The following is a 21,651-nucleotide window of genomic DNA, read 5'->3' on the forward strand; positions in this document are numbered from 1 at the left end:
AGCTTTTGTGCCAACTGGTATGCAAGATCTGTGCACCGAAATGGACCGGCGAGGTGCGCCGGTGGTGCGCACCACCACCTGCTTAGCGCCTGGCCAGGGCGCTGGCCGGCAAGGCCAGCAGCATGAGCAACGCCGACAGCACCAGCGCCCCGCTCAGCACATAGAGGCTGGCAGTGAAGCCGCCCGTCAGCGTCTTGAGCGCACCGACCATCATCGGCGCCACCAGCCCCGCGCTGCCGCCGATGGTGCTGATGAGCGCGATGCCTGCGGCCGCGGCGCTCCTGGACATGAAATTGCCCGGAATGGCCCAGAGCACGGTGAAGGCGCTGGAGATTCCCATGGATGCCAGCGAGAGGCACAGCACCGCGGCGAGGGGGCTGTGCATGAACAGCGTGGTCAGCGCGAGGCCCGCCGCACCCGCGAGCGCGCCGAGCGCAAAGTGCCACCGCCGCTCCTCGCGCCGATCGGAATGCCGCCCCACGACGATGTTGGCCGCGATGCCCGCAATCGCGGGAATCACCGCATAGAAGCCGATCTGCAGCACGCTGAGTCCCATCGACTTCAGGATGGTGGGCTGCCAGAACGACAGCGCATAGATGCCCAGGATGATCAAGAAGGACATGAAGCCGATCAGCCACACCCGTCCGTCGCGCATCGCCGCGCCGAAGGTATGGCGCCCGGTGGCGCCGTGTGCGGCCTGGTCATCGGCCAGCAGGCGCGCGATGCGCTGCTTTTCCGCCTCGGTGAGCCACGGCGCCTCCGAAGGTCTGTTCGACAGCAAGCGAAAGGCCGCGATACCCAGCCCCACGCTGGGCAGCCCTTCGAGCAGGAACAGCCACTGCCAGCCGCGCAGCGAGGCCACGCCGTCGAGGTAGGTCATCGTGAGTCCGGCGATCGGCCCCGCGACGATCGGCGCCGCCCCGAAGGCCATGAAGAAAAGCGCCGTTGCCTGTGCGCGGCGGTGCGAGGGAAACCACAGCGTCAGGTAGAACAGCACGCCCGGCGCAAAGCCGGCCTCGAACACGCCGATCAGAAACCGCAGCACGTAAAACTGTGTCGGCGTGGTCGCGAACATCATCGCCGCCGAGGCCAGCCCCCACAGGCCCATGATGCGCAACAGTGTGGCGCGCACGCCGATCTTTGCGAGCATCAGGTTGCTCGGAATCTCGAACACCGCATAGCCGATGAAGAAGATGCCCGCGCCCAGGCCGAACACCGCATCGCTGAAGCCCAGCTGGTCCTTCATCTGCAGCTGCGCATAGCCGACGTTGGTGCGGTCCAGGTAGTTCAGCACATAGCAGGCGCACAGCAGCGGCATCAGCCGCCAGGTGATCTTGCGGAAGAGCGCGGCGTCGTCGCGCGCATCGGCCGAGGCGGGCCTGCGCGCTTCGGCGGCGTCAAGGGTGGCGGTGTTCATCGGTTGTCTCCTTCTTTTTTCTTCTCAGGGCCGGGCCAGCGCGCCGAAGCTCGTCTCGCCCCAGAGGTGACTGGTCGGCGCGCCCGGGAACAGCCAGTGCGGCGAGCATTCGCTCGACGGCACGACGTTGCTGAACCCGTGCGATGCCGAAACGCCCGCCAGCGTCTTCTCCAGCACCATCGACAGGTACTGGTCGTTGCTGCTCTCCTGCGTGTTGCCGTTCAGGATCACCTCCGCGCCCGTCGCCTTCGCATAGCGGCGGATGCCGTTGTGGCGCGACTGCAGCGGCGCCCAGCTGTCGGCCGCCACGCCGTTCTCGCTGCTCACACGCAGCCCGTCGCCGGCGCGATAGACCAGCGAGTGGTTGCCTTCGGTGTGGCCCGGCGTGTGCACCAGTGCGAGTCCGGGGCCGAGCTGGATGCTCCCCTCGAAGCCGACGATGCGTTCGGCCGGAACGCCGTCAAGGCCATGCGGGCAGTACCACTCGGCCTGCACCGGCAGCAGTCCCTGCAGGTTCGCGAGTTCCTGCCGGTGCACGAGCAGCTTCGCGTTCGGCAGCAGGCCAGGCGCATCCGCGCTGCCCAGCCAACGGCGCACGTCCTGCGTGTGCAGGTGGTCGTAGGTGATGTAGTCGATCTGTTCAGGCGCCACCCCGCAGCTCGCCAGCGCCTGCGGCACGGTCTGGTAGACCGGGGCAATCGCTTTGTGCAGGAACCTGGGCGTCTGGTCGCTCAGGCGCTTGAAGTAGGGCGTTTCATTGCCCGCCTCGAAGTCGGCCGGCGTGAAGAGCAGCGTGCGGAGGCTCCCTTCGAAGTCGTCGTACTGGATCAGCACGGTGCGCGCCAGCAGGTGGACCATGTGCGGCTTGAGCAACTGCTGCGAATACACGCCGGTGAAGGCGAACCACGCGGGGTACGGAATGCGCAGCAGGTTGAAGCTGCGCGCAAAGCGCACCGGCGGCGCGTCGAGCAATTGCTCGCGGAGGGCCTCTGCACCATGGCGGATGGCGCGCAGGCGGTCTTGCGGCATCGCGGCGCTGCGCGCACCGTCGAATTGCGTCAGCTGTGCGAAGCCCGTGGGGTCGGGGTCTCGGATCATGGTCGTCTCCTGGAAATGAGGACTTGTTTTTCGATTCGATGCAGGTTGGTCGATCGCCCAGTACCCGGCGGCCTGTGCATGCGCCCTGAAAAAAGATCAGTACATGGACCTCCCGCCCGAGATATCGAACACCGCCCCGGTACTGAAAGAACAGTCATCCGAAGCCAGCCAGGCAGCCATCGCAGCCACTTCTTCGACCTCGACGAAGCGCCCCATCGGCACCCGCGCAAGCAGGGCGGTGCGCAGCTGTTCGCGATGCTCGGCGGGAATATCTGCGAACACCGCCGTATCGGCCGCCGACGGCGTGATGCTGTTCACCAGCACCCCGGACGACGCGAGCTCCTTGCCCAGCGACTTGGTCAATGCGATCAGCCCCGCCTTGGAGGCCGAGTACGCGGCGTTGAACCCGTTGCCCTCCTTGCCCGCGACCGAGGCGATGTTGACGATGCGGCCACGTTGCCGCGTCAGCATCATCGGCACGATGGCGCGGCAGCACAGCCATGCGCCGGTGAGGTTGGTGTCGAGTACGTTGCGCCACTGCGCGGGCGTGTGTTCCCACGCGAGCACCGTCGGGCCGAGCACGCCGGCGTTGTTGACGAGGATGTCGATGCCGCCGAAGTTCTCCTGCGCCTCAGAGGCCGCGCGTGCGATCTGGTCTTCGTCGCGCACGTCGACGAGTGCCGAGACCACGGTGCCCAGCGCGGCGAGTTGCCGCACTGCCTCTGCCAGCGATGCAGCTTCCACATCCCACAACGTCACGCTCGCACCGCTCGCGATGTAGCGCTGCGCAATGGCGAGGCCGATGCCGCGCGCGCCGCCCGTCACGACGGCGTGGCGGCCTTCGAGCGGCCGCGCGGTGGTCATGCGACGGCGGCCTCGGCCTCGGGCGTTGCGGCGGGCTGGCCGAGCAGCCCGGCGACCAGCGCGCCGACCATCTCGGGAGGCACGCCGACCAGCAATTGCCGCAGCATCGTCAGCGTGTCGAAGTACACGCGTTCGCACACCAGCCGTTCGCCCTCGAAGATGAAGAAGGCGTTCATGCGGCAGCGGAAGGCGTTGCCCGTAGGCGGAATGCCCTTGAGCGGGCCGCGGTGCGTGCCCAGCAGCCAGAACTCGACGATCACCGAATCGTGGGCGTGCCGCAGCTGGATGATCTCGTGCCGCTGGTCGGGGAAGGCGCGGCGCGATTCGGCGTAGTACCGGCGCACGTCGTCGGTGCCGTCATGCACTTCGCCGCTGGGAATCAGCTCGTAGTGCGGGTGCGGAAAGGTGCCGAGCACCGCGTCGAAGTCCTGTCGGGTTTCGTCGGCGAAATGGTCGAGCACCAGGCGCTCGCGGTGGGCCTGAAGTGCGGTCTGTTCAGTTTGTTCGGTCTGGTTTTTCATCGGGGTGTGCTCCATGTGACAGCAGACATCGGGTTGCCGCGATTGCGGCAATCCGGGCTCGCTGCGTACTATCGGCACCCCCTTGCACCAAGACTGTCCGTTGTTGGCATTCGCCACCCCGGACAAACCCCCGATGCCCAGCAGCGCCCGCCTACCCAGCCCAGCCGCAACCGAAGCGGCATCCATGCCGCCGCAAGCCAGCGACATGCGGCTGGCCGAAGACGTGCAGCAGCGGCTGCTCGCGGTGGCACACCGGCGCACTCTGGCGCGCGGCGAGTCGCTGTTCCACAAGGGCTCGTCGCCCGACGCGCTGTTCGGCGTGGTGAGTGGATCGCTGCGCGTGAGCGTGGTCGCGCCGGGCGGGCGCGAAGCGGTGATCGCGATGCTCGAGCCGGGGCACTGGTTCGGCGAGGTCTCGCTGCTGGTGGGGCGCGAGCGCGTCTACGACACCTTCGCGGTCGATGCGACCGAGATGGCCGTGGTGGCCGCGGCCGACTTCCACCGGCTGATCGCCGAGCACCCCGATGTGCACATGGCCTTCACGCGGCTGGTGTGCCTGCGGCTGCGGCAGGCGCTGGCCTGGATCGACGACGTGATCCTGATGCCGCTCCCCGTGCGGCTCGCGCACCGGCTGCTGACGCTGGATGTGCGGGCCGCCGTGCCGGGCGATGCGAGCGGCAGCACGCTGCTGGGCGTCTCGCAGGAAGACCTGTCGTTCATGCTTGGCGTGTCCCGCCAGAGCGTGAACCGGCAGTTGAAGCTGTGGGAGGAAGACGGCACGCTGCGCGTGGGCTACCGCAGCATCGAGCTCCTGCGTCGCGAACAGCTGGAGCGGCATGCGGCCACGCCGCGCTGAACGCCGGAAGGTCTCAATCCATCCGCGCGCCCGACGCCTTCACCGCCTTGTCCCAGCGCGGCGTTTCCGTCGCAAGAAAGCGCGCGAAGTCTTCGCTGCCCAGATAGGCCGGGTCCGCGCCCTGGCTCACCATGCGCTCGCGCACCTCGGGGCTGGTCAGCACCTGCCTGAACGCATCGCTGAGCTTGGCGACCACGTCCTTGGGCGTGTCCTTCGGTGCGAGAAAACCGTAGAAGCCCACCACCTCGAAGCCCTTGACGCCCGATTCGATGACCGTCGGCACGTCGGGCAGGGCGGGGTTGCGCTCGCGGCTGGTCACGGCCAGCGCGCGCACCTTGCCCTGCTTGTGATAGTTGGCCGCCTGCGGAATCGACTCGGCCATGAACTGCACCTGCCCGCCCATCAGGTCGGTGAAGGCCGGCGCGCTGCCGCGGTAGGGGATGTGCACCATGAAGATGCCGGTGGCGGTCTTGAACATCTCGGGCACCAGGTGGCTGATGCCGCCGTTGCCCGCCGAGCCGTAGTTGACCTGGCCCGGCCGGGCCTTGGCGTAGTCGACGAACTGCTTCAGGTTCTGCACCGGCAGCTTGGGCGTGACCAGCAGGGCCAGCGGCTGCATGGCGGTGCGCGCGATGGGCACGAAGTCGCGCTGCGTGTTGTAGGGCAGCCTGGTGTAGAGGGCGCCGTTGATGACCGCCACGCCGGTGTTGGCCAGCATCAGGGTGTAGCCGTCTGCCGGGCTCTTGGCGACCGCGTCGGCGCCCACGGAGCCGCCCGCGCCGGGCTTGTAGTCGACGATCAGCGGCTGGCCGAGCACGGCCTGCAGCTTGTCGGTGAGCAGGCGCGCATGCTGGTCGAGCGGGCCGCCGGCCGGGAAGCCGATGACCACCTTGATCGGCTTGTCGGGGTAGGCGGCGATGGCCGCCGTGGTGCCGAATGCGCCGAGGGCGAAAGAAAGGGCCGCGAGTGCGGTCCGGGTGGGCTTGTTCATGATCCGTCTCCTTGTTGTGGAGAGGATCATAAGCAGCGCGTTCAGCTCGCCAGCGTGGCCTTCAGCGTGATCTCGGGCACGCTCGCGAGCGCCTTCGACAGCGGGCAGCCGGCCTTGGCGGCGGCCGCGATCTGCTGGAACTTCGCTTCGTCGAGGTCGGGCACCGCGGCATCCAGTTCGAGCTGGATGCGGTCGATCTTGAAGCCGTCGCCGTCCTTGGCCAGCCGCACGGCGGCCTTGGTGTCGATGCGGGTGGCCGTGAGGCCTTCTTTTTCGAGCGCGAACGCAAAGGCCATCGTCAGGCAGGCCGCATGGGCCGCGCCGACGATTTCCTCGGGGTTGGTGCCGCGCCTGTCGTCCTCGAAGCGGCTGGCGAAGCCGTAGGGGTAGTCCTTGAGGGCGCCGGTCTCGGTGCTGACCTGGCCCTTGCCGGTTTTGCCGGCGCCTTCCCAGTGAACGCTTGCGTGCTTGTCTGCTGCCATGGTGGTTCCTTCGTCTGCGGTGGGGTGAAAAGACCCTCAGGTATCGCGCGGAAGGCCGCCCGTGTCTGTAGTCGCACGGCGCATGTGCATACGGTGTGCGGTATGAGAAAAATGGGCGTCGCCAAGGTGACGCTCCGGGGGCTTCCCCGATGGGAGGCGCGGCCGGGGCGGCTTAGGCTGCGGGCTGTCGTTTCATCCGCTCTCACCATGCAACAACGCCCGCATTTCAAGTTCTGGCCCAAACGCCTTCCGCATTCGATCACCGTGCCCGCCACCTCGCTGTGGCACAACCTCGCCACTTCGGCGGCCCGATACCCGGACAAGTCGGCGCTGGTGTTCTTCGGCCGCGTGATGAGCTACCGCGAGCTCGCCGACCAGGTCGAGCGGCTGGCCGGCACCCTGCATGCGCTGGGCGTGCAGCGCGGCGACCGCGTGATCCTGAACATGCAGAACTGCCCGCAACTGGTGATCGCGCATTTCGCGATCCTGCGGGCCAATGCGGTGGTGGTGCCGGTCAACCCGATGAACCGGGCAGAGGAGCTCAAGCACTACATCGTCGACCCCGACGCCAAGGTGGCGCTCACCACCGGCGACCTGGCCGGCGAATTGGCCAAGGCCAGCGACGCGCTGCCGGCCGCACAGCAGCTCGCGCACATGGTCGTGACCCAGTTCACCGATGCCTTCGATGCCGACATCGCCGGCGACGACGCACCGGCCCCGGCATGGAGCGCCTGGCTTACCACCCGGCATCCGCTGCCCGCGCTCGCCGGCGGCCAGGTGATGGCGTGGACCGATGCGCTGGCAGCCGGCCACCCGGCCCCCGCGCACGTGGTGGGCGCCAACGACATGGCGTTGCTGCCCTACACCAGCGGCACCACCGGCCTGCCCAAGGGCTGTGTGCACCACCATTCGAGCCTGATGCACAACGCGGTGTCGGGCGTGCTCTGGAGCCAGGCGACATCGGAGGCCGTGGTGCTGGCCGTGGTGCCCATGTTCCACATCACCGGCGTGGTGAGCATGATGCACACCGCCATCCTGGCGGCGGCCACGCTGGTCATCATGCCGCGCTGGGACCGCGACGTGGCGGGCCGGCTGATCTCGCGCTGGAAGGTGACCAGCTGGACCAACATTCCGACCATGGTCATCGACCTCATGGCCAGCCCCAACTTCGCCAGCTACGACCTGTCGAGCATGAGCTACATCGGCGGCGGCGGCGCGGCCATGCCGCAGGCCGTGGCGCAGCGCCTGCTGGAGCAGTACGGCCTGAAGTACCAGGAGGGCTACGGCCTCACCGAGACCGCCGCGCCTTCGCACACCAACCCCTCGGACAACCCCAAGCAGCAGTGCCTGGGCATTCCGTTCATGAGCACCGACGCCCGGGTGGTCGATCCCGACACGCTGGTCGAGTTGCCGGTCGGCGAATCGGGCGAGATCATCATCCACGGCCCCGAGGTGTTCCAGGGCTACTGGAAGCGCCCCGATGCCACGGCCGCCGCCTTCGTCGAGTTCGAGGGCAAGCGCTTCTTCCGCTCGGGCGACATGGGCCGCATGGACGAGGACGGCTACTTCTTCATCACCGACCGCCTGAAACGCATGATCAACGCGAGCGGCTTCAAGGTGTGGCCGGCCGAGGTGGAACTGCTGATGTTCCGCCACCCCGCGATCCAGGAGGCCTGCGTCATCTCGACCAAGGACGAGTACCGCGGTGAATCGGTCAAGGCCGTGGTGGTGCTGCGCGCCACGCACAAGGACACCACCGAGCAGGAAATCATCGACTGGTGCCGCGAGAACATGGCGGTCTACAAGATTCCGCGCAAGGTGCAGTTCGTGGATGCGCTGCCCAAGAGCGGCAGCGGCAAGGTGATGTGGCGGTTCCTTCAGGAAGACGAGAACGCAGTGAAGTAAGGGCCCCGGGGCTTCGGCCCCGGATTGCCGCGCCTCGGGAACCGCGGCGCAGGCACAGTGCTCACTTGGCCCGGGCAGGCCTGTTCGGTTTCTCGGGCTGCGTGCGTCCCAGCTTCTTCAGCTCACCGGCCGCATCCTCGTCGCCGAGCGCATGGGCGCGCTCCAGCCAGTACCGGGCCCAACGCAGGTCGCCTTCGTCGCGGTAGCAGACCGCGAGGTTCGAGCACCCTGCGATGTCGCCGCGCTTGGCGGCCTTGCGGTACCAGTCGCGCGCAGCGTCGGGATTCTTCTTCACCCCGATGCCGTGGTCCAGGAAGTAGCCGATGCTGTTGAACGCATGGATGTCGCCCGCCGCCGCGGCCTTCAGGAACAGCGAGAGCGCCTTGCGCAGCGCACCAGCATCCCAGGCGTCGTTCGCGGCGATGAACCAGTCGTCGTTGGTGGGGGCCTGCATGGTTCGCGGTCCTTCGAGAAAGAAAAAATCTGTGTGCCGGTCGGGGCGGGTGCGGGGATCACGTAGCCTCGCGGTGGTCACCCATTCTGCGCGGCCTTGCCGCTCTTTCCCGCTTCCTTCATGCACTTTCGCGCGCTCCCCGGCCTGCTGGCCTGGCCTCTTCTGGCTGTTCCTCTTCTGGCCTTTTCCGTGCCGGCCCAGGCCGCTCCCCGCAACTGCCTCATCGTCGGCGTGACCGACGGCGACACGCTTACCGCGCGCTGCGGCCGCATCGGTGCGTATGAGCAGGTCAAGGTGCGCATTGCCGCCATCGACGCGCCCGAACGAAAGCAGCCCTACGGCCAGCGCAGCCGCCAGGCCCTGAGCCGCCTGTGCTACGCCGAGAAGGCGCTCATCACCGAGCGTGACACCGACCGCTATGGCCGCACCGTGGCGGACGTGTCATGCCACGGCCAGGACGCGGGCAGTCGCATGGTGTCCGAGGGCTGGGCCTGGGTGTACGACTACAAGAAGATCGCAACCCGGCGCGGCGGCGGATTGTTCAGGCTGCAGGACAGCGCGCGCTCGCAGCGGCTGGGCCTGTGGGCCGACGCGACGCCGGTGCCGCCGTGGGACTGGCGCAAGAGCCAGCGCGAATCGCACTGGAGCGATGGCTTCTTCTTCTGACCACTTGCCATGGGGCATTCGCGGGTGCGCACGAACGTGGAGGCCGCTCCTCAGCAGGCACCGCCAACCCAGCACCGCAGCGAGGGCGCGAACAGGCCGACGACGAAGGTGATGGCGCAGAACACCAGCAGGATCAGCGCCGCCATGCGCAGCCCTTCGGCGGTCCAGCGCGGCGCGAAGCTGCTGACCAGACCCGAGGCGAAGGTGCCTTCGAGCCGTTCCGCGCCACCCCAGCGCAGCACCCAGAGAAGAAAGAGCGCTTCGATGGCATGAATGGCGATCCACCAGATCAGCGACATGGCCGCGGCTCCCGATTCCACGTTCAGGACTCGCTCTTGCCCTGCACATCCGCCACCACACGCGCGTTGCGCTGGAAGCTCCAGTACGCACCCGCCCAGTCCATCATCACGACGATGCGGTTGCGGAACCCGATGAGGAAGTACGCGTGCGCGAACAGCCAGAACAGCCACGCGAGCCGGCCGCTGAAGCGCAGCGGGCCGAAGGGCGTGCCCAGGTCCACCACCGCCGAGTTGCGGCCGATGGTGGCGAGGTTGCCGTAGTCCGCATAGCGGAAGGGCACCGTCGGCTGGCCGGCGATGCGCCGCAGGATGTTCGACGCTGCGGCGCGGCCCATCTGCTTGGCGCCGGGCGACACGCCGGGCACGGGCTTGGGCGGCTTGCCGGGCGCATGGCTCATGGCGGCGGCCAGATCGCCCACCACGCTGATCTCCGGGTAGCCCGCCAGGCTCAGGTCGGGCTCGACCTTGATGCGGCCCGCGCGGTCGCATTCGACGCCGGTCGTGCCGCCGAGCATGCGTCCCAGCGGAGACGCCGCGACACCCGCGGCCCACACCACGCAACTGCTGTCGATGCGGTAGCTCGCGACCGGCGCACCGTCCGCACCGCCGCCCGTCTGCACTTCGAGCCCGGTGGTGTCGATGGCGGTGACGCGTGCATTCAGCCGCACCTCGACGCCCAGCTTTTCCAGTTGTTCGAGCGCCTTCTGGCTCAGCGACTCCGGCATGGCCTGCAGCACCCGCGGACCGCCTTCGACCAGCAGCACCTGCGAACTGCTGGGGTCGATGTGGCGGAATTCGCCCGAGAGTGTGTGCTTGGCGATTTCGGCCAGCGTGCCGGCCATTTCCACGCCGGTCGGGCCGGCGCCGATCACCACGAAGGTGAGGAGGGCGCGGCGGCGTTCGGGGTCGGTGGTGGTCTCGGCGGTCTCGAAGGACAGCAGCACGCGGCGGCGGATCTCGAAAGCGTCGGCCAGCGTCTTCAGGCCCGGCGCGACCGGCGCCCATTCATCGTGGCCGAAGTAGCTGTGCGTGGCACCGGCGGCAACGATCAGGTGGTCGTAGGGCACGCTGTTGCCGCTGGCCAGTTGCACCGTGCGCAGGGCCGGGTCGATGGCGCTCACTTCGCCGAGCAGCGTGGTGATGTTGGGCTGCCGCCGGAACAGTGAGCGCACCGGCGCCGCGATGGACGGCGCGGCGAGCCCGGCGGTCGCCACCTGGTAGAGCAGGGGCTGGAACAGGTGATGGTTGGTCTTGTCGATCACCGTCACGTCGACGTCGGCGCGCTGCAGCTTGCGGGCGGCCTCGAGTCCGCCGAATCCGCAGCCCACGATGACGACCCTGGGCCGGGTCGAAGCTGTGTTCGTTTGCATCGGCCGGATGATACGCAGCCGCCCTGCACGCCCGGCCATCTTGTGCCACAGTGGCTGCCCGCCGAACTCTGGGTGCGGCCCTGCGGCGTTTTGTCCTACGGGTCGTGCCGACCGGCATGCGCTACAACTTGCGGCTGACCCGACTGGAGACCCCATGACGCTTTCCCGGCCGATCACACAGGCGGCGAGCGCACTGCGCGACAGGTTCCGCGATGTGCGCGCCACGAGCCTGGCACTTGCCGACCCGCTCTCCGCCGAAGACCAGTGCATTCAGTCGATGCCCGATGCGAGCCCGACGAAATGGCATCTGGCGCACACCACCTGGTTCTTCGAGACCGTGCTCCTGCAGCCGCATGCCGATGGCTACCGGCCTTTCGATCCGCGTTTTCATTACCTTTTCAATTCGTACTACGAGGCGCTCGGGCCGCGGCATCCGCGGCCGCACCGCGGGCTGCTCACTCGGCCGTCGGTCGACGAGGTGCATGCGTACCGGCGCCATGTCGACGAGGCCGTGGTGGCGCTGCTCGACGGCGGCGTTGCAGAGAAGGACTGGGCAGCGGTGGAGGCCATCGTCACGCTCGGCCTCCATCACGAGCAGCAGCACCAGGAGCTGCTGCTCACCGATATCCTGCATGCGCTGTCGTGCAACCCGCTGCTGCCGGCCTACAAGCCGGCGAGCGGCCCTGCGTTGCGCCTCGCCGCGGTGCCGCCCGCCATGCGCTGGATTTCGCGGCCCGGCGGGTTGGTCGACGTGGGTCATGCGGGGCAGGACTTTTCTTTCGACAACGAGACGCCGCGCCACCAGGCCCTGCTGCAGCCGTATGCGATTGCCGACCGGCTGGTGAACTGCGGGGACTACGCGCAGTTCATTGCGGACGGCGGCTATCAGCGGGCCGAGCTTTGGTTGTCGGATGGCTGGGCCGCGGTGCAGGCCCATGGCTGGCGCCATCCGGCGTACTGGATCGCGCCAGACGATCCGCGTCTGGGGTTGGGTTCGCAGCAGTCGCAGGCCACGGGCTGGCAGGTGTTCGGCCTGCACGGCGTGCGGCCGATGGAGGCCGAAGCGCCGGTGTCGCAACTGAGTTTTTATGAAGCCGCCGCGTATGCCGAATGGGCGGGCGCGCGGTTGCCGACCGAGTTCGAATGGGAAGCCGCGTTCGATGCGCCCGGCATTGCGCAGATGACCGGCCATGTCTGGCAGTGGACGCGTTCGTCGTACGACCCGTACCCGGGCTTCCGGCCGGCGCCCGGCATCGCCGCCGAATACAACGGCAAGTTCATGGTGGGGCAACTGGTGCTGCGCGGCGGTAGCGTGGCCACGCCGGCCGGCCACGCGCGGCCCAGCTATCGCAACTTCTTTCCGCCGGCGGCACGCTGGCAATTCTCGGGGCTGCGGCTCGCGAAAGACCTTTGATCATGCGCAATCCAACGTCTTCTTCTTCGTTGTCGTCGTTCGTTGCCTCGAAGGCGTCGAAGCCGGAACGCTCACCCGCGACCTCGGCCGCGCCGCAGTCGGAATTCGGGCGCGAAGTGCAGGCGGGCCTTGCGCGCACGCCGCGCAGCATTTCGCCCAAGTTTTTTTACGACGTGGCCGGCTCGCAGCTGTTCGATCGCATCTGCGACCTGCCCGAGTACTACCCCACGCGCACGGAACTGCGCATCCTGGGCGAATGCGCCGGCGAAATCGCCGAGCAGGTCGGGCCGGATGCGGAGATCGTGGAGTTCGGTGCGGGGTCGCTCACCAAGGTGCGGCTTCTGCTCGATGCGCTCGAATCGCCCAAGCGCTATTTGCCCATCGACATTTCGGGGGAGCACCTGGAGGCGGCTGCGCAGCGGCTGAAGGCCGACTACCCCTCGCTGGTCGTGCAGCCCATCGCCGCCGACTACACGATGCCTCTGGTGCTGCCTGCGCCCTTGGCGGGAGCAGGGCGGCGCGTGGGTTTCTTTCCGGGCTCGACCATTGGCAATTTCGAGCCTGACGAGGCCCTGGCTTTTCTGCAGCTGGCTGCGCGGATGCTGCGCGGCGGAGGGCTGCTGATCGGTGTCGATCTGGTCAAGGAGCCGGGACGCTTGCATGCGGCTTACAACGATGCGCAGGGGGTGACGGCCGAGTTCAACCTGAACCTCTTGCGGCGTGCCAATGCCGAACTGGATGCGGACTTCGATCTCGATGGGTTTGCGCACTCGGCGTTCTACAACGCACCTTGCCGGCGCATCGAGATGCATCTTGTGAGCCGGCGGGCTCAGCGCGTGAGCTTGAATGGCGAGACTTTCGGGTTTGCGGAAGGGGAGACCATTCACACGGAGTATTCGCACAAGTTCACTGTGGAGGGGCTTCGGGCTCTTGCTGTTCGTGCTGGGTTTCGGCCTGGGGCGGTTTGGACGGATCCTGAGAAGCTTTTTAGTGTGCATTGGCTGGCTGCCTAGGTTGTTGTTCCGGGGCCGGGTCTCGCCCCGGCGGGCGACCTACTTTTCTTTGCTTCGCCAAAGAAAAGTAGGCAAAAGAAAGGCGACCCCGCTGTCTGCGACCCCTTCGCGTTGCTACGGGGCAACCTGCGGTGCTCGCGGTTCGCGGGGTCTCGCAGAACTCGCTCCACTTCGTTGCGCTCAAACAGCTGCGAGCCCTGATCCGCGAACCGCTGCGCTCCTCGGCGCAGCCAGAGGGGTGGAGACCACACGGGCCTTTGCTTCGCTCGGCCTCTGGTTTCATTCGGGCCTTCGCTTCGCTCGGCAGCCCGGACTTGCCCCTTCCCCCGCTGGGGGAAGGTTGGGATGGGGGCAGGCAGAGCGCTCGATTAGCGACGCCGCAGACCCTCACCCCAACCCTCTCCCCGAGGGGAGAGGGAGCAAGCCGAGCGCAGCGATGGCCCGAATTGTGTTGAAAGCCGAGCGCAGCGATGGCGCATCCCAAAGCCCTTCTGTATGCGCCGAGGAGCGCAGCGTTTCGCGGATCAGGCCTCGCCCTTGTCTGAGCGCAGCGAGTTTGGGCGAGACCCCGCGAAACGCGAGCACCGCAGGTTGCCCCGTAGCGCAGCGAAGGGGTCGCAGACAGCAGGGTCGCCTTTTCTTTGCTTACGTTCTTTTGGCGAAGCAAAAGAAAGTAAGTCGGCCGCCGGGCCGAGACCCGGCCCCGGAAAACAAACACCCAAACAAGGCTCATACAGTCCCAAGGATGCATGGGTGACAAGCAACGTCACAATACCCGTTCCCTGGAGAAAACATCATGAAAGCAACCTGGAACGGCGTCACCATCGCCGAAAGCGACGACACCGTGCTCGTCGAAGGCAACCACTATTTCCCGATGAGCGCGCTCAATCGCGATCACGTCACCTTCAGCAACCACAAGACCACCTGCCCCTGGAAGGGCACCGCAAGCTACTACTCGCTGCTGGTCAACGGCGAGCTCAACACCGACGCCGCCTGGTACTACGCCGACCCCAAGCCCGAAGCCGAGGAAATTCGCGACCGCGTCGCGTTCTGGAAGGGCGTGAAGGTCGCGGCGTGACCACCGCAGCGTTCTCGCCGCCGTTCACAGCGCCTGCCGAACTGTCCGCCGCCTTGCGCGGGCAGGGCTACGCGGTGCTGAGCCCCCAAGGCGTCAGCGACTGGCTGGGCATGCCGCTCGCGCAACTCGAAGCCCTGCACGCCGACTGGAACCACCTTCCGCCCGACGACTACCTCAAGGACGGCGGCCGCTACCGCACGCGGCGGCACGCCTGCTTCACCGTCGAGGCCGACGAGCGCAGCACGCTCAGGCAGGTGCCCGATCGCGCCCACTGGCAGCCGGTGGAATACAACGCCCTGCACGGCGGCATGCAGCGCTGGTTTGCGCCGATGCTCGCCGAGACCATCGTGCAGCCGGTGTGGCAGCGTCTGCTGCAACGCCTCGCCGAGGCATCGAGCGACATGCGCGGTGCGCCGCAGAAATGGTTTGTCGAAGCGCACCAGTTCCGCATCGACACCGCAGGCGGCATCGGCCGCCCCACGCCCGAAGGCGCGCACCGCGACGGTGTGGACCTGGTGGCCGTGGCGTTGGTGGGCCGGCAAGGCATCAAGGGCGGCGAGACGCGCGTGTTCGAGGCCAATGGCCGGCGCGGCGAGCGCTTCACCATGACCGCGCCGTGGACGCTGCTGCTGCTCGACGACGCGCGCGTGATCCACGAATCGACGCCGATCCAGCCGCTGGAGGAAGGCGGCGAGGGCTGGCGCGACACGCTCGTCATCACCTGCCGCGCGCAGGGATTCCAGGGCGACTGACAGCAAGGTACCCTCTGGCGGCCGCGAGCCGTCGCTGGCACGAGTCCTACAGCCACCCACCGCCGTAGCGGTTAAATTCAGGACCCGGTTCGAATCGAGCCGTGTCTGTCTGCGAACGAAAGCGAGGTCCGCCATGTTCAATCACATCCTGGTTCCCATCGACGGCTCTGAAACTTCCATGCTCGCCGTCAGCAAGGCCAGCGGCCTCGCACTGGCCTTCGGAAGCCGCATCACGTTGATCCACGTGATCGACAACTATCCCTTCATCGGCGTGGGCGCAGACTATGCGCTCGGCCAGAACGAATACCTGGCCGCGGCCACATCGAGCGCCAATGCGGCGCTGGCACGCGGCGTGGCGGCCCTCGCGGCCGAAGGCCTGCACAGCGACCAGCGCGTGATCGACGGCCATGTGGTGCACGAAGGCATCGTCGACACCGCCATCGCCATTGCCGCCGACCTGATCGTGATGGGCTCGCACGGCCGCAGCGGCATTGAAAAACTGCTGCTGGGCAGCGTCACGCAGCGTGTGCTGCAGGACGCGACCATGCCGGTGCTCGTCGTCAAGGGCGACTGAACGGCGAGAAGTCGGGCGCGCTGTTGAAGCAAAGGGCCTGCTGCGTCACCGGGTGCACAAAACCCAGCGCGCTCGCGTGCAGCATGAGGCGCGGCGCACGCGCCTGCACCGCGGCGTCTGCGTACAACGCATCGCCAAGGATCGGATGGCCGATCGACAGCATGTGAACACGCAACTGGTGCGAGCGGCCGGTTTCGGGCTCCAGCAGCACGTGGGTTGACTCGCGCAGTTCGTCTCCTTGCACCGATGAACCCAGCGCACGCCAGCGCGTGAGACTGGGCTTGCCCGCCGGATCGGCTTTCTGCAGCGGCCGGCGCGGCCAGTCGGCCATCAGCGGCGCGTCGATGAGCGACCATTCTTCCTTGACCGGCAACACGCCGTCGACGATGGCCTCGTAGCGCTTGTGAACACGCCGCTCGGCAAAGGCCGCGCTCAGCGCGCGCTGCATCGCAAGGCCGCGTGCCATCACCACCAGGCCGCTGGTCGCCATGTCGAGCCGGTGCACGACGAGCGCATCGGGCCATTGCCGCATCGCGCGGGTGCTCAGGCAGTCCTGCTTGTCGTCGCCGCGGCCCGGCACGCAAAGCAGGCCGGCGGGCTTTTCCAGCACCAGCAGATAGGGGTCTTCGTGGATCGGTAGCAGATGCGGCGGGTTCATGGCGAAAGCCAAGTGTAGAGAGGCGCCGCAAGGGGTGGTCTTGCGCCCGCGCTCATGCGCGGCTCATGAAGCCTGGGCTATCCTCGACGCACAATGTCCGGCCCCGCTCAAGCCCCCGCGTCTTCCGCGTCTTCCGTCCAGCCCAGTTTTTCGGACCTGACGCGCGAGCGCCCGTTCATGCACATGTGGACGGCGCGGCTCTTCGGCACCGCGGCCTCGCAGATGCTGCTGGTGGCCATCGGCTGGCACATGTACGAGCTGACCAACAGCGCATGGGACCTCGGCCTGGTCGGGCTCTATCAGTTCGTTCCCGCCTTGTTGCTGGCCTTGCTGGCCGGCCATATCGTCGACCGCCACCATCGCGGCCGCATCGTGGCCGCCTGCTTCGCGGTGCAGGGACTGGTGGGACTGGTGCTGCTGCTGGCGGTGCTCGAAAAACACGACACGCGGGCGCTGCTGCTGGGGCTGTCGCTGGTGCTCGGGGCGGTGCGTGCCTTCCAGATGCCGGCGCAGCAGGCGCTCACGCCGCTGCTGGTGCCGCCCTCGATGCTTGCGCGGGCCATGGCCTTCAGTTCGGCCGGGATGCAGGGCGCGATCATCGGCGGGCCGGCGCTGGGCGGGCTGCTGTTCGTGGCGGGGATGTCGGCGGTCTATGGCGCGAGCGTGGCGTTCTTCGTCATTGCCTGCGTGCTGGTGTTGCGGCTGCGCTATGTCTACACGCCGGCCGCGCGCGAGCCGGTCACGCTGGCCACCGTGTTCGCGGGCGTGGATTTCATCTGGAAGCGCAAGCCCGTGCTTGGCGCGGTGTCGCTGGACCTGTTCGCGGTGCTGCTGGGCGGCGCGGTGGCGCTGCTGCCGATCTACGCCAAGGACATCCTGCACACCGGCCCCTGGGGACTCGGCCTGCTGCGCGGCGCACCCGCCGTGGGGGCGCTGGTGATGTCGATCGCGCTCACGCGCCGGCCGGTCGAACGCAATGTGGGGCGCACGCTGCTCATGGCCGTGGGGCTTTTCGGCCTGTGCATGGTGGTGTTCGGCATTTCAAAGAGCTTTGTCGTCTCGCTGATCGCGCTCGCGGTGTCGGGCGGGGCGGACATGGTCAACGTGGTGATCCGCCAGACGCTGGTGCAGCTGGAAACACCCGATGCCATGCGCGGGCGGGTGAGTGCGGTCAATTCGATCTTCATCGGCGCGAGCAACCAGCTCGGCGAATTCGAATCGGGCGCGACGGCGGCGCTGCTCGGGCCGGTGGGGTCGGTGGTGGTGGGCGGCGTGGGGACGATGGTGGTGGCGCTGGCGTGGTTCCGGCTGTTCCCGTCGCTGGCGCAGCGCGACCGGCTGACGGTGGCGGTGCCCGCGGCGATCAAGCCCTAGAAAACCGAGAACGCCTGCGGCGCATCGAGCGCAAGGTCGTCCAGCGCCTCCGCCACGCAGGGCAGGATCCAGCCTTCGTCTTTTTCGTCGGCGCTCAGTCCGGGCCATTCGATGATGTGGCGGACCTTGCCCGACACCATCCGGCAGATGCAGGTGCGGCAGGTGCCGTTGCGGCACGAGCTCGGCATTTCGATGCCGGCCGCCTCGGCGGCCTTCAGCAGCGTGGTGCCGGCCGGGGCGTCGAAGCCCAGGCCCGAGGGCTCGAGTCGGACCCTCATGGCTGCGGCGGTTGCGGGGGGTGTTCTTGTTGCTGCTGTTGCTCGCGGCGTTGTTCGCGCAGCATGAAGAGGTAGAGGCTCTCGACCTTCTCGCGCGCCCACGGCGTCTTGCGCAGGAACTTCAGGCTGGAGCCCACGCTGGGGTCGATCGCAAAACAACGGATGGGAACGAGCTCGCCCAGGTGTTCCCAGCCGTAATAGTCGGCCAGCGAGGTGACGATGGCCTCCAGCGTGAGGCCGTGCAGCGGGTTGCGGGGCTGGGCGGGCTTGGCCGGGGCCGGCGCGGGGCCGGCCGGTACCTCGTCGGTCACTTGTTCTTGAGCTTGCCGCGCGGGATCACCGCGGTGGTGATCGTGCGGACCGGCTCGATGCCGCCGGTGCCCACGGGCTTGGGCGGCGAGGTGTCCTTCTTCGGTTTCTTGGCTTCCTTGGTGCTGCGTTGCTGACTCTTGGCCATATCTTTCTCCAGTTGATGCTACGGATGCACCGGGCAGTTTAGCGGTGCGGCGACAATAGCCGGTTCCATCCGATTTCCCCGCATTCATGTCAGATTACGAAGTTCGCCCCGCCACCCTGCGCGACGCCAAGGCCGTCGCCGAAGTCCATGCTCTGGCCGCCAAGGCCGCCTACGAAGGCATCCTTCCCGAAGAAGAGCTGCGCGCCCTGGCCCCCGCCAGCCGCGAAGCCAAGTGGCGCGAAGCCATCGAATACAGCGAACCGCAGGTGCAGGTGGCTGTGCTTGGCAGCGAAATCGTCGGTTTCGTCGGCTACGACCGCTCGCGCGATCCCAAGACGCCGTCCACCATGGGCGAGATCTGGGCCATCTACGTGAAGCCCGAGCACTGGGGCAAGGGCGTGGGCGTGGCCCTGTGGGACGCCGCGCGCGAAGGCCTGGAGGAAGAGGGCTGTACCAACGTCACCATCTGGGTGCCCATTCGCAACGACCGCGCCATGCGCTTTCACGAACTCGCGGGCTTCAAGCGCGAGATGAAGACGGCCAAGACCACGTTGCTGGGCACCGTGCGCATCGAAGAAATCCGCCTCAAGCGCACCGTGGCCTGATGCCCCGGCGCACCTGATCCACCCCCGGGGCAAGGCCTGCAAAGCTGCCGCGCACCTTGAATTTGCGCGCGCGTGCAGCGGCTGCGGCTAAGCTTCCTGCTTCTTTTTCAGACTGACCTTTTCATATGGCCACCAGCCTGCTCCTGCTGCTCGACGACATCGCCACCGTTCTGGACGACGTGTCGATCCTCACCAAAGTGGCCGCCAAGAAGACGGCCGGCGTTCTCGGCGACGACCTTGCGCTCAACGCGCAGCAAGTCTCCGGCGTGCGCGCCGAACGCGAGATCCCGGTGGTGTGGGCGGTCTGCAAGGGTTCGTTCGTCAACAAGCTCATCCTGGTGCCCGCCGCGCTGGCCATCGGCACCTGGCTGCCCTGGCTGGTCACGCCGCTGCTGATGATCGGCGGCGCGTTCCTCTGCTTCGAAGGCGCCGAAAAGCTGGCGCACAAGTTCCTGCACAAGAAGGAACACGAAGCCGACACTCAGCGCCACGAGAAAGCCATCGCCGACCCGGCGGTCGATGTGGTGGCGGTGGAAAAAGACAAGATCAAGGGCGCGGTGCGCACCGACTTCATTCTGTCGGCCGAAATCATCGCCATCACGCTGGGCACCGTGCAGGGCCAGCCGTTCACGACGCAGCTGAGCGTGCTCGCCAGCATCGCCATGATCATGACCGTCGGCGTCTACGGCCTGGTGGCCGGCATCGTGAAGCTGGACGACGCGGGCCTCTACCTGAGCCAGCGCGCGAGCGCAGGCGCCCGGGCCCTGGGCCGCGGCATCCTGTGGACGGCGCCCTGGCTCATGAAGGCGCTGTCGGTGGCCGGCACGGCCGCCATGTTCCTCGTGGGCGGCGGCATCCTGGTGCATGGCGTGCCCGCATTCGGCCATGCCGTGGAAGACTGGGCCAAGGCCACGGGCGGCGTGTTCGGCACGCTCGGCTCGATGGGCGTGAACGCCGTCGTGGGCCTTGTGGCCGGCGCGATCGTGCTGGCGGTCGTCGAACTGGTCGGCAAGATGCGCGGCAAGAAGGCCTGAGCCCACGCGCTGCCGCTTGCTCAAACCCGCCGCAAGGCGGGTTTTTGCTTTTTCAGGGGCGCTGCTTGTTGCGCTGGAACAGGCCGACCCCGACCAGCGCGATGCCCAGCACCAGCGCGAACCAGCCCACGATATAGGCACCGGCCACCATCTCGAACCACCGCGTGCCCTGCAGGAAGCGCGGCGCCAGCAGCACGGCGGCGCCGATCGCGAGGCACAGGATGCCGCGCTCGAGCGCGCGCAGTTGTCTTTGAGGCTTGGCCATGGGTCTTTCTTCGGTGATGGAGGGAGACTGCTGCAGTCAGCCCGTCATTTTCCGCGCATCGCAGCCGGATGCCCCTGCAGCCCGAACGACTTGCCCGTGGGCACCAGCGTGTCCCCGTCCATGCGCAGGATCGTGATGTCCTGGTCGATGAAGTTGCCCACGTACAGGTACCGGCCGTCGGCGCTCCAGACCGCGCCTTCGGGCAGGCCGCGCACCACCACCTCGTTGCCGCGCGTGACCTTCTTGCCCTCGATCTTCAGCAGCACCACCGAGCCGTTGCGGTTGTAGAAGTAGGCGTTCTTCGCCGAATTGCTGCCGCGCAAGAGCACGGCCGCTGCATGCCTGCCGGTCGGGCTCACGGCCAGGCCTTCGGGGCCGTCGCCGACCACTACCTTGTCGACCACGCGCGGCGGCGTCGCTTCGAGGTCGATCACGCTCACCGTGTCGATCTGTCCGTCCGATGCACCCGAGTTGCCGTTGTCCGCGGTGAGCGCGAGCTTGCCGTCGGGCGTCACGTCCACGTTGTAGGGCCAGAGGCCGGCGGCGAGGTCGACCTTGTTGTAGCTGACCTTCTCGCCGTTCACTTCGAGCAGCGCGATCTTGTGGGTCGGAAACTTCGCGGCCAGCGCGCGCTTGCCGTCGGGCGTGAAGCGCACATGCGCCACCGAATCGTTCATGGCCACGGTGTCGATGAGCGTCACCTGCTTGCCCGCGATGCGCAGCACGCTCACCGAGTTGTCGGCGCGGTTGGCCACCAGTGCCAGGGTGCCCGCGCGGTTGATCGACAGGCCCGAGGGCTGCTTGCCCACGGCGAGCGTGTCGATCAGCTTGGGCGGCGTGGCGGTCAGGTCGATCACGAAGAGGCGGTTGTCGGGCACCTGCTTGCGCACGCCGTTCTCTTCGACCACGTTGAGCGAATTGGCGACCAGCGCCAGCGTTTCGCCGGGCGTGATCGCCAGGTTGGTCGGCGGGCCTGCGATGGTGTTGTCCAGCTGCAGCGTGCCGATGACTTTGGGCGCGAGCGGGTCGGTGCCGATGTCGAGCACCTGCACGGTGTCGAGCCCCATGGGGCCGAGGATGACGGCACCGGCGTCGTTCCACGACTGCTTCTCGTCGTTGGCGACCAGCATCAGTTGGCGCTGCGGGACGGTGGGGGTGAGGTTGGTGCAGCCCGAAAGCGCGGCCAGGGCAAGGGCGGCCAATGCGGCCGGATGAAGTTTCATGGT

Annotated in this window: 26 protein-coding genes; 11 read left to right on the forward strand and 15 right to left on the reverse strand. The window is 67.5% G+C overall.

The genetic code is table 11. From position 1 onward, the window contains the following. Nucleotides 1-82 precede the first annotated feature (82 nt). The 4 genes from ABIC90_RS00530 to ABIC90_RS00545 all read right to left on the reverse strand — a co-directional run bounded on the left by ABIC90_RS00530 (nt 83) and on the right by ABIC90_RS00545 (nt 3,900). Nucleotides 83-1,417 (reverse strand): MFS transporter, encoded by a 1,335-nt coding sequence (locus ABIC90_RS00530; protein ID WP_354352087.1) that lies wholly within the window; start codon nt 1,415-1,417, stop codon nt 83-85. Between the two features lie 24 nt (nt 1,418-1,441). Then, a complete protein-coding gene (locus ABIC90_RS00535; RefSeq protein ID WP_354352088.1) occupies nt 1,442-2,515 on the reverse strand; it encodes a hypothetical protein in 1,074 nt (357 codons plus the stop codon). Nucleotides 2,516-2,611: 96 nt separating this feature from the next. Continuing rightward, entirely contained in the window at nt 2,612-3,379 is a 768-nt protein-coding gene (locus ABIC90_RS00540) for an SDR family NAD(P)-dependent oxidoreductase (RefSeq protein WP_354352089.1), read from the reverse strand. Next, nucleotides 3,376-3,900: an ester cyclase gene (locus tag ABIC90_RS00545; protein ID WP_354352090.1), complete on the reverse strand. Its 525-nt coding sequence runs from the start codon at nt 3,898-3,900 to the stop codon at nt 3,376-3,378. The genes ABIC90_RS00540 and ABIC90_RS00545 overlap by 4 nt, the downstream gene beginning before the upstream one ends. A gap of 184 nt (nt 3,901-4,084) precedes the next feature. Here ABIC90_RS00545 and ABIC90_RS00550 point away from each other — a divergent pair, with 184 nt between their 5' ends. Next, complete coding sequence (locus ABIC90_RS00550) at nt 4,085-4,756, forward strand: Crp/Fnr family transcriptional regulator (protein WP_354352091.1); 672 nt, start codon at nt 4,085-4,087, stop codon at nt 4,754-4,756. Between the two features lie 13 nt (nt 4,757-4,769). Here the strand turns inward: ABIC90_RS00550 and ABIC90_RS00555 are convergent, their stop codons facing one another. Both ABIC90_RS00555 and ABIC90_RS00560 read right to left on the reverse strand, forming a co-directional pair. Continuing rightward, entirely contained in the window at nt 4,770-5,747 is a 978-nt protein-coding gene (locus tag ABIC90_RS00555) for a Bug family tripartite tricarboxylate transporter substrate binding protein (RefSeq protein WP_354352092.1), read from the reverse strand. Between the two features lie 41 nt (nt 5,748-5,788). Then, nucleotides 5,789-6,229, reverse strand: coding sequence for an OsmC family protein (locus tag ABIC90_RS00560; RefSeq protein ID WP_354352093.1), 441 nt, complete (start codon nt 6,227-6,229; stop codon nt 5,789-5,791). A 207-nt stretch (nt 6,230-6,436) separates the two neighbouring features. Here ABIC90_RS00560 and ABIC90_RS00565 point away from each other — a divergent pair, with 207 nt between their 5' ends. Further along, nucleotides 6,437-8,134, forward strand: a complete 1,698-nt coding sequence (locus ABIC90_RS00565) for a long-chain fatty acid--CoA ligase (protein ID WP_354352094.1) — start codon at nt 6,437-6,439, stop codon at nt 8,132-8,134. A 61-nt stretch (nt 8,135-8,195) separates the two neighbouring features. Here the strand turns inward: ABIC90_RS00565 and ABIC90_RS00570 are convergent, their stop codons facing one another. Continuing rightward, on the reverse strand, nt 8,196-8,588 hold the full coding sequence (locus ABIC90_RS00570) for a tetratricopeptide repeat protein (RefSeq protein ID WP_354352095.1): 393 nt from the start codon (nt 8,586-8,588) through the stop codon (nt 8,196-8,198). Nucleotides 8,589-8,708: 120 nt separating this feature from the next. Between ABIC90_RS00570 and ABIC90_RS00575 the strand changes: the two genes are divergently transcribed. After that, entirely contained in the window at nt 8,709-9,254 is a 546-nt protein-coding gene (locus tag ABIC90_RS00575; protein ID WP_354352096.1) for a thermonuclease family protein, read from the forward strand. A gap of 50 nt (nt 9,255-9,304) precedes the next feature. Here ABIC90_RS00575 and ABIC90_RS00580 read toward each other — a convergent pair whose 3' ends face one another. Together ABIC90_RS00580 and ABIC90_RS00585 are read right to left on the reverse strand one after the other, a co-directional pair. Then, complete coding sequence (locus tag ABIC90_RS00580; protein WP_354352097.1) at nt 9,305-9,574, reverse strand: hypothetical protein; 270 nt, start codon at nt 9,572-9,574, stop codon at nt 9,305-9,307. 2 nt (nt 9,575-9,576) lie between these two features. Beyond that, nucleotides 9,577-10,923: an NAD(P)/FAD-dependent oxidoreductase gene (locus ABIC90_RS00585; RefSeq protein ID WP_354352098.1), complete on the reverse strand. Its 1,347-nt coding sequence runs from the start codon at nt 10,921-10,923 to the stop codon at nt 9,577-9,579. A 154-nt stretch (nt 10,924-11,077) separates the two neighbouring features. Between ABIC90_RS00585 and egtB the strand changes: the two genes are divergently transcribed. The 5 genes from egtB (at nt 11,078) to ABIC90_RS00610 (ending at nt 15,754) form a co-directional block, all read left to right on the forward strand. Beyond that, nucleotides 11,078-12,337: an ergothioneine biosynthesis protein EgtB gene (egtB, locus tag ABIC90_RS00590; protein ID WP_354352099.1), complete on the forward strand. Its 1,260-nt coding sequence runs from the start codon at nt 11,078-11,080 to the stop codon at nt 12,335-12,337. 2 nt (nt 12,338-12,339) lie between these two features. Next, nucleotides 12,340-13,350, forward strand: coding sequence for an L-histidine N(alpha)-methyltransferase (gene egtD / locus ABIC90_RS00595; RefSeq protein WP_354352100.1), 1,011 nt, complete (start codon nt 12,340-12,342; stop codon nt 13,348-13,350). Between the two features lie 796 nt (nt 13,351-14,146). Continuing rightward, nucleotides 14,147-14,428 (forward strand): DUF427 domain-containing protein, encoded by a 282-nt coding sequence (locus tag ABIC90_RS00600; RefSeq protein ID WP_354352101.1) that lies wholly within the window; start codon nt 14,147-14,149, stop codon nt 14,426-14,428. Continuing rightward, complete coding sequence (locus ABIC90_RS00605; RefSeq protein ID WP_354352102.1) at nt 14,425-15,180, forward strand: 2OG-Fe dioxygenase family protein; 756 nt, start codon at nt 14,425-14,427, stop codon at nt 15,178-15,180. The genes ABIC90_RS00600 and ABIC90_RS00605 overlap by 4 nt, the downstream gene beginning before the upstream one ends. Before the next feature lie 133 nt (nt 15,181-15,313). Continuing rightward, entirely contained in the window at nt 15,314-15,754 is a 441-nt protein-coding gene (locus ABIC90_RS00610) for a universal stress protein (RefSeq protein ID WP_354352103.1), read from the forward strand. On the opposite strand, the gene ABIC90_RS00615 is transcribed toward ABIC90_RS00610, so the two are convergent. Further along, entirely contained in the window at nt 15,741-16,412 is a 672-nt protein-coding gene (locus ABIC90_RS00615; RefSeq protein WP_354352104.1) for an RluA family pseudouridine synthase, read from the reverse strand. The two genes, ABIC90_RS00610 and ABIC90_RS00615, sit on opposite strands and share 14 nt — an antisense overlap. A gap of 93 nt (nt 16,413-16,505) precedes the next feature. Between ABIC90_RS00615 and ABIC90_RS00620 the strand changes: the two genes are divergently transcribed. Further along, nucleotides 16,506-17,786 (forward strand): MFS transporter, encoded by a 1,281-nt coding sequence (locus tag ABIC90_RS00620; RefSeq protein WP_354352105.1) that lies wholly within the window; start codon nt 16,506-16,508, stop codon nt 17,784-17,786. Here ABIC90_RS00620 and ABIC90_RS00625 read toward each other — a convergent pair. From ABIC90_RS00625 to ABIC90_RS00635, 3 genes are read right to left on the reverse strand one after another with little or no spacing between them, the layout of a single operon-like run. Beyond that, the gene (locus tag ABIC90_RS00625) at nt 17,783-18,064 is read right to left on the reverse strand and encodes a 2Fe-2S iron-sulfur cluster-binding protein (protein WP_354352106.1); all 282 of its coding nucleotides are present in this window, start codon (nt 18,062-18,064) and stop codon (nt 17,783-17,785) included. The two genes, ABIC90_RS00620 and ABIC90_RS00625, sit on opposite strands and share 4 nt — an antisense overlap. Next, a complete protein-coding gene (locus ABIC90_RS00630; protein ID WP_354352107.1) occupies nt 18,061-18,375 on the reverse strand; it encodes a VF530 family protein in 315 nt (104 codons plus the stop codon). The genes ABIC90_RS00625 and ABIC90_RS00630 overlap by 4 nt, the downstream gene beginning before the upstream one ends. Further along, nucleotides 18,372-18,521: a hypothetical protein gene (locus ABIC90_RS00635; RefSeq protein WP_013542593.1), complete on the reverse strand. Its 150-nt coding sequence runs from the start codon at nt 18,519-18,521 to the stop codon at nt 18,372-18,374. Before ABIC90_RS00635 ends, ABIC90_RS00630 begins: the two co-directional genes overlap by 4 nt. Before the next feature lie 86 nt (nt 18,522-18,607). Here ABIC90_RS00635 and ABIC90_RS00640 point away from each other — a divergent pair, with 86 nt between their 5' ends. Together ABIC90_RS00640 and ABIC90_RS00645 are read left to right on the forward strand one after the other, a co-directional pair. Beyond that, on the forward strand, nt 18,608-19,126 hold the full coding sequence (locus ABIC90_RS00640) for a GNAT family N-acetyltransferase (protein WP_354352108.1): 519 nt from the start codon (nt 18,608-18,610) through the stop codon (nt 19,124-19,126). A 125-nt stretch (nt 19,127-19,251) separates the two neighbouring features. Continuing rightward, nucleotides 19,252-20,160 carry a DUF808 domain-containing protein gene (locus ABIC90_RS00645; RefSeq protein WP_354352109.1) on the forward strand — a complete coding sequence of 303 codons (909 nt, stop codon included), beginning with the start codon at nt 19,252-19,254 and terminating at the stop codon, nt 20,158-20,160. Between the two features lie 52 nt (nt 20,161-20,212). Here the strand turns inward: ABIC90_RS00645 and ABIC90_RS00650 are convergent, their stop codons facing one another. Next, nucleotides 20,213-20,425: a hypothetical protein gene (locus ABIC90_RS00650; RefSeq protein WP_354352110.1), complete on the reverse strand. Its 213-nt coding sequence runs from the start codon at nt 20,423-20,425 to the stop codon at nt 20,213-20,215. Between the two features lie 44 nt (nt 20,426-20,469). Beyond that, on the reverse strand, nt 20,470-21,648 hold the full coding sequence (locus ABIC90_RS00655; protein ID WP_354352111.1) for a YncE family protein: 1,179 nt from the start codon (nt 21,646-21,648) through the stop codon (nt 20,470-20,472). Nucleotides 21,649-21,651 lie beyond the last annotated feature (3 nt).

Source organism: Variovorax boronicumulans (assembly GCF_040544675.1).
Classification (GTDB): Bacteria; Pseudomonadota; Gammaproteobacteria; order Burkholderiales; family Burkholderiaceae_C; genus Variovorax; species Variovorax boronicumulans_D.

What these genes read in the sequence shown, in the direction of transcription:
- ABIC90_RS00530 (WP_354352087.1), bottom strand. Translation starts at nt 1,417, where the DNA reads ATGAACACCGCCACCCTTGACGCCGCCGAAGCGCGCAGGCCCGCCTCG.
- ABIC90_RS00535 (WP_354352088.1), bottom strand. Translation starts at nt 2,515, where the DNA reads ATGATCCGAGACCCCGACCCCACGGGCTTCGCACAGCTGACGCAATTC.
- ABIC90_RS00540 (WP_354352089.1), bottom strand. Translation starts at nt 3,379, where the DNA reads ATGACCACCGCGCGGCCGCTCGAAGGCCGCCACGCCGTCGTGACGGGC.
- ABIC90_RS00545 (WP_354352090.1), bottom strand. Translation starts at nt 3,900, where the DNA reads ATGAAAAACCAGACCGAACAAACTGAACAGACCGCACTTCAGGCCCAC.
- ABIC90_RS00550 (WP_354352091.1), top strand. Translation starts at nt 4,085, where the DNA reads ATGCCGCCGCAAGCCAGCGACATGCGGCTGGCCGAAGACGTGCAGCAG.
- ABIC90_RS00555 (WP_354352092.1), bottom strand. Translation starts at nt 5,747, where the DNA reads ATGAACAAGCCCACCCGGACCGCACTCGCGGCCCTTTCTTTCGCCCTC.
- ABIC90_RS00560 (WP_354352093.1), bottom strand. Translation starts at nt 6,229, where the DNA reads ATGGCAGCAGACAAGCACGCAAGCGTTCACTGGGAAGGCGCCGGCAAA.
- ABIC90_RS00565 (WP_354352094.1), top strand. Translation starts at nt 6,437, where the DNA reads ATGCAACAACGCCCGCATTTCAAGTTCTGGCCCAAACGCCTTCCGCAT.
- ABIC90_RS00570 (WP_354352095.1), bottom strand. Translation starts at nt 8,588, where the DNA reads ATGCAGGCCCCCACCAACGACGACTGGTTCATCGCCGCGAACGACGCC.
- ABIC90_RS00575 (WP_354352096.1), top strand. Translation starts at nt 8,709, where the DNA reads ATGCACTTTCGCGCGCTCCCCGGCCTGCTGGCCTGGCCTCTTCTGGCT.
- ABIC90_RS00585 (WP_354352098.1), bottom strand. Translation starts at nt 10,923, where the DNA reads ATGCAAACGAACACAGCTTCGACCCGGCCCAGGGTCGTCATCGTGGGC.
- egtB (WP_354352099.1), top strand. Translation starts at nt 11,078, where the DNA reads ATGACGCTTTCCCGGCCGATCACACAGGCGGCGAGCGCACTGCGCGAC.
- egtD (WP_354352100.1), top strand. Translation starts at nt 12,340, where the DNA reads ATGCGCAATCCAACGTCTTCTTCTTCGTTGTCGTCGTTCGTTGCCTCG.
- ABIC90_RS00600 (WP_354352101.1), top strand. Translation starts at nt 14,147, where the DNA reads ATGAAAGCAACCTGGAACGGCGTCACCATCGCCGAAAGCGACGACACC.
- ABIC90_RS00610 (WP_354352103.1), top strand. Translation starts at nt 15,314, where the DNA reads ATGTTCAATCACATCCTGGTTCCCATCGACGGCTCTGAAACTTCCATG.
- ABIC90_RS00615 (WP_354352104.1), bottom strand. Translation starts at nt 16,412, where the DNA reads ATGAACCCGCCGCATCTGCTACCGATCCACGAAGACCCCTATCTGCTG.
- ABIC90_RS00620 (WP_354352105.1), top strand. Translation starts at nt 16,506, where the DNA reads ATGTCCGGCCCCGCTCAAGCCCCCGCGTCTTCCGCGTCTTCCGTCCAG.
- ABIC90_RS00625 (WP_354352106.1), bottom strand. Translation starts at nt 18,064, where the DNA reads ATGAGGGTCCGACTCGAGCCCTCGGGCCTGGGCTTCGACGCCCCGGCC.
- ABIC90_RS00635 (WP_013542593.1), bottom strand. Translation starts at nt 18,521, where the DNA reads ATGGCCAAGAGTCAGCAACGCAGCACCAAGGAAGCCAAGAAACCGAAG.
- ABIC90_RS00640 (WP_354352108.1), top strand. Translation starts at nt 18,608, where the DNA reads ATGTCAGATTACGAAGTTCGCCCCGCCACCCTGCGCGACGCCAAGGCC.
- ABIC90_RS00645 (WP_354352109.1), top strand. Translation starts at nt 19,252, where the DNA reads ATGGCCACCAGCCTGCTCCTGCTGCTCGACGACATCGCCACCGTTCTG.
- ABIC90_RS00650 (WP_354352110.1), bottom strand. Translation starts at nt 20,425, where the DNA reads ATGGCCAAGCCTCAAAGACAACTGCGCGCGCTCGAGCGCGGCATCCTG.
- ABIC90_RS00655 (WP_354352111.1), bottom strand. Translation starts at nt 21,648, where the DNA reads ATGAAACTTCATCCGGCCGCATTGGCCGCCCTTGCCCTGGCCGCGCTT.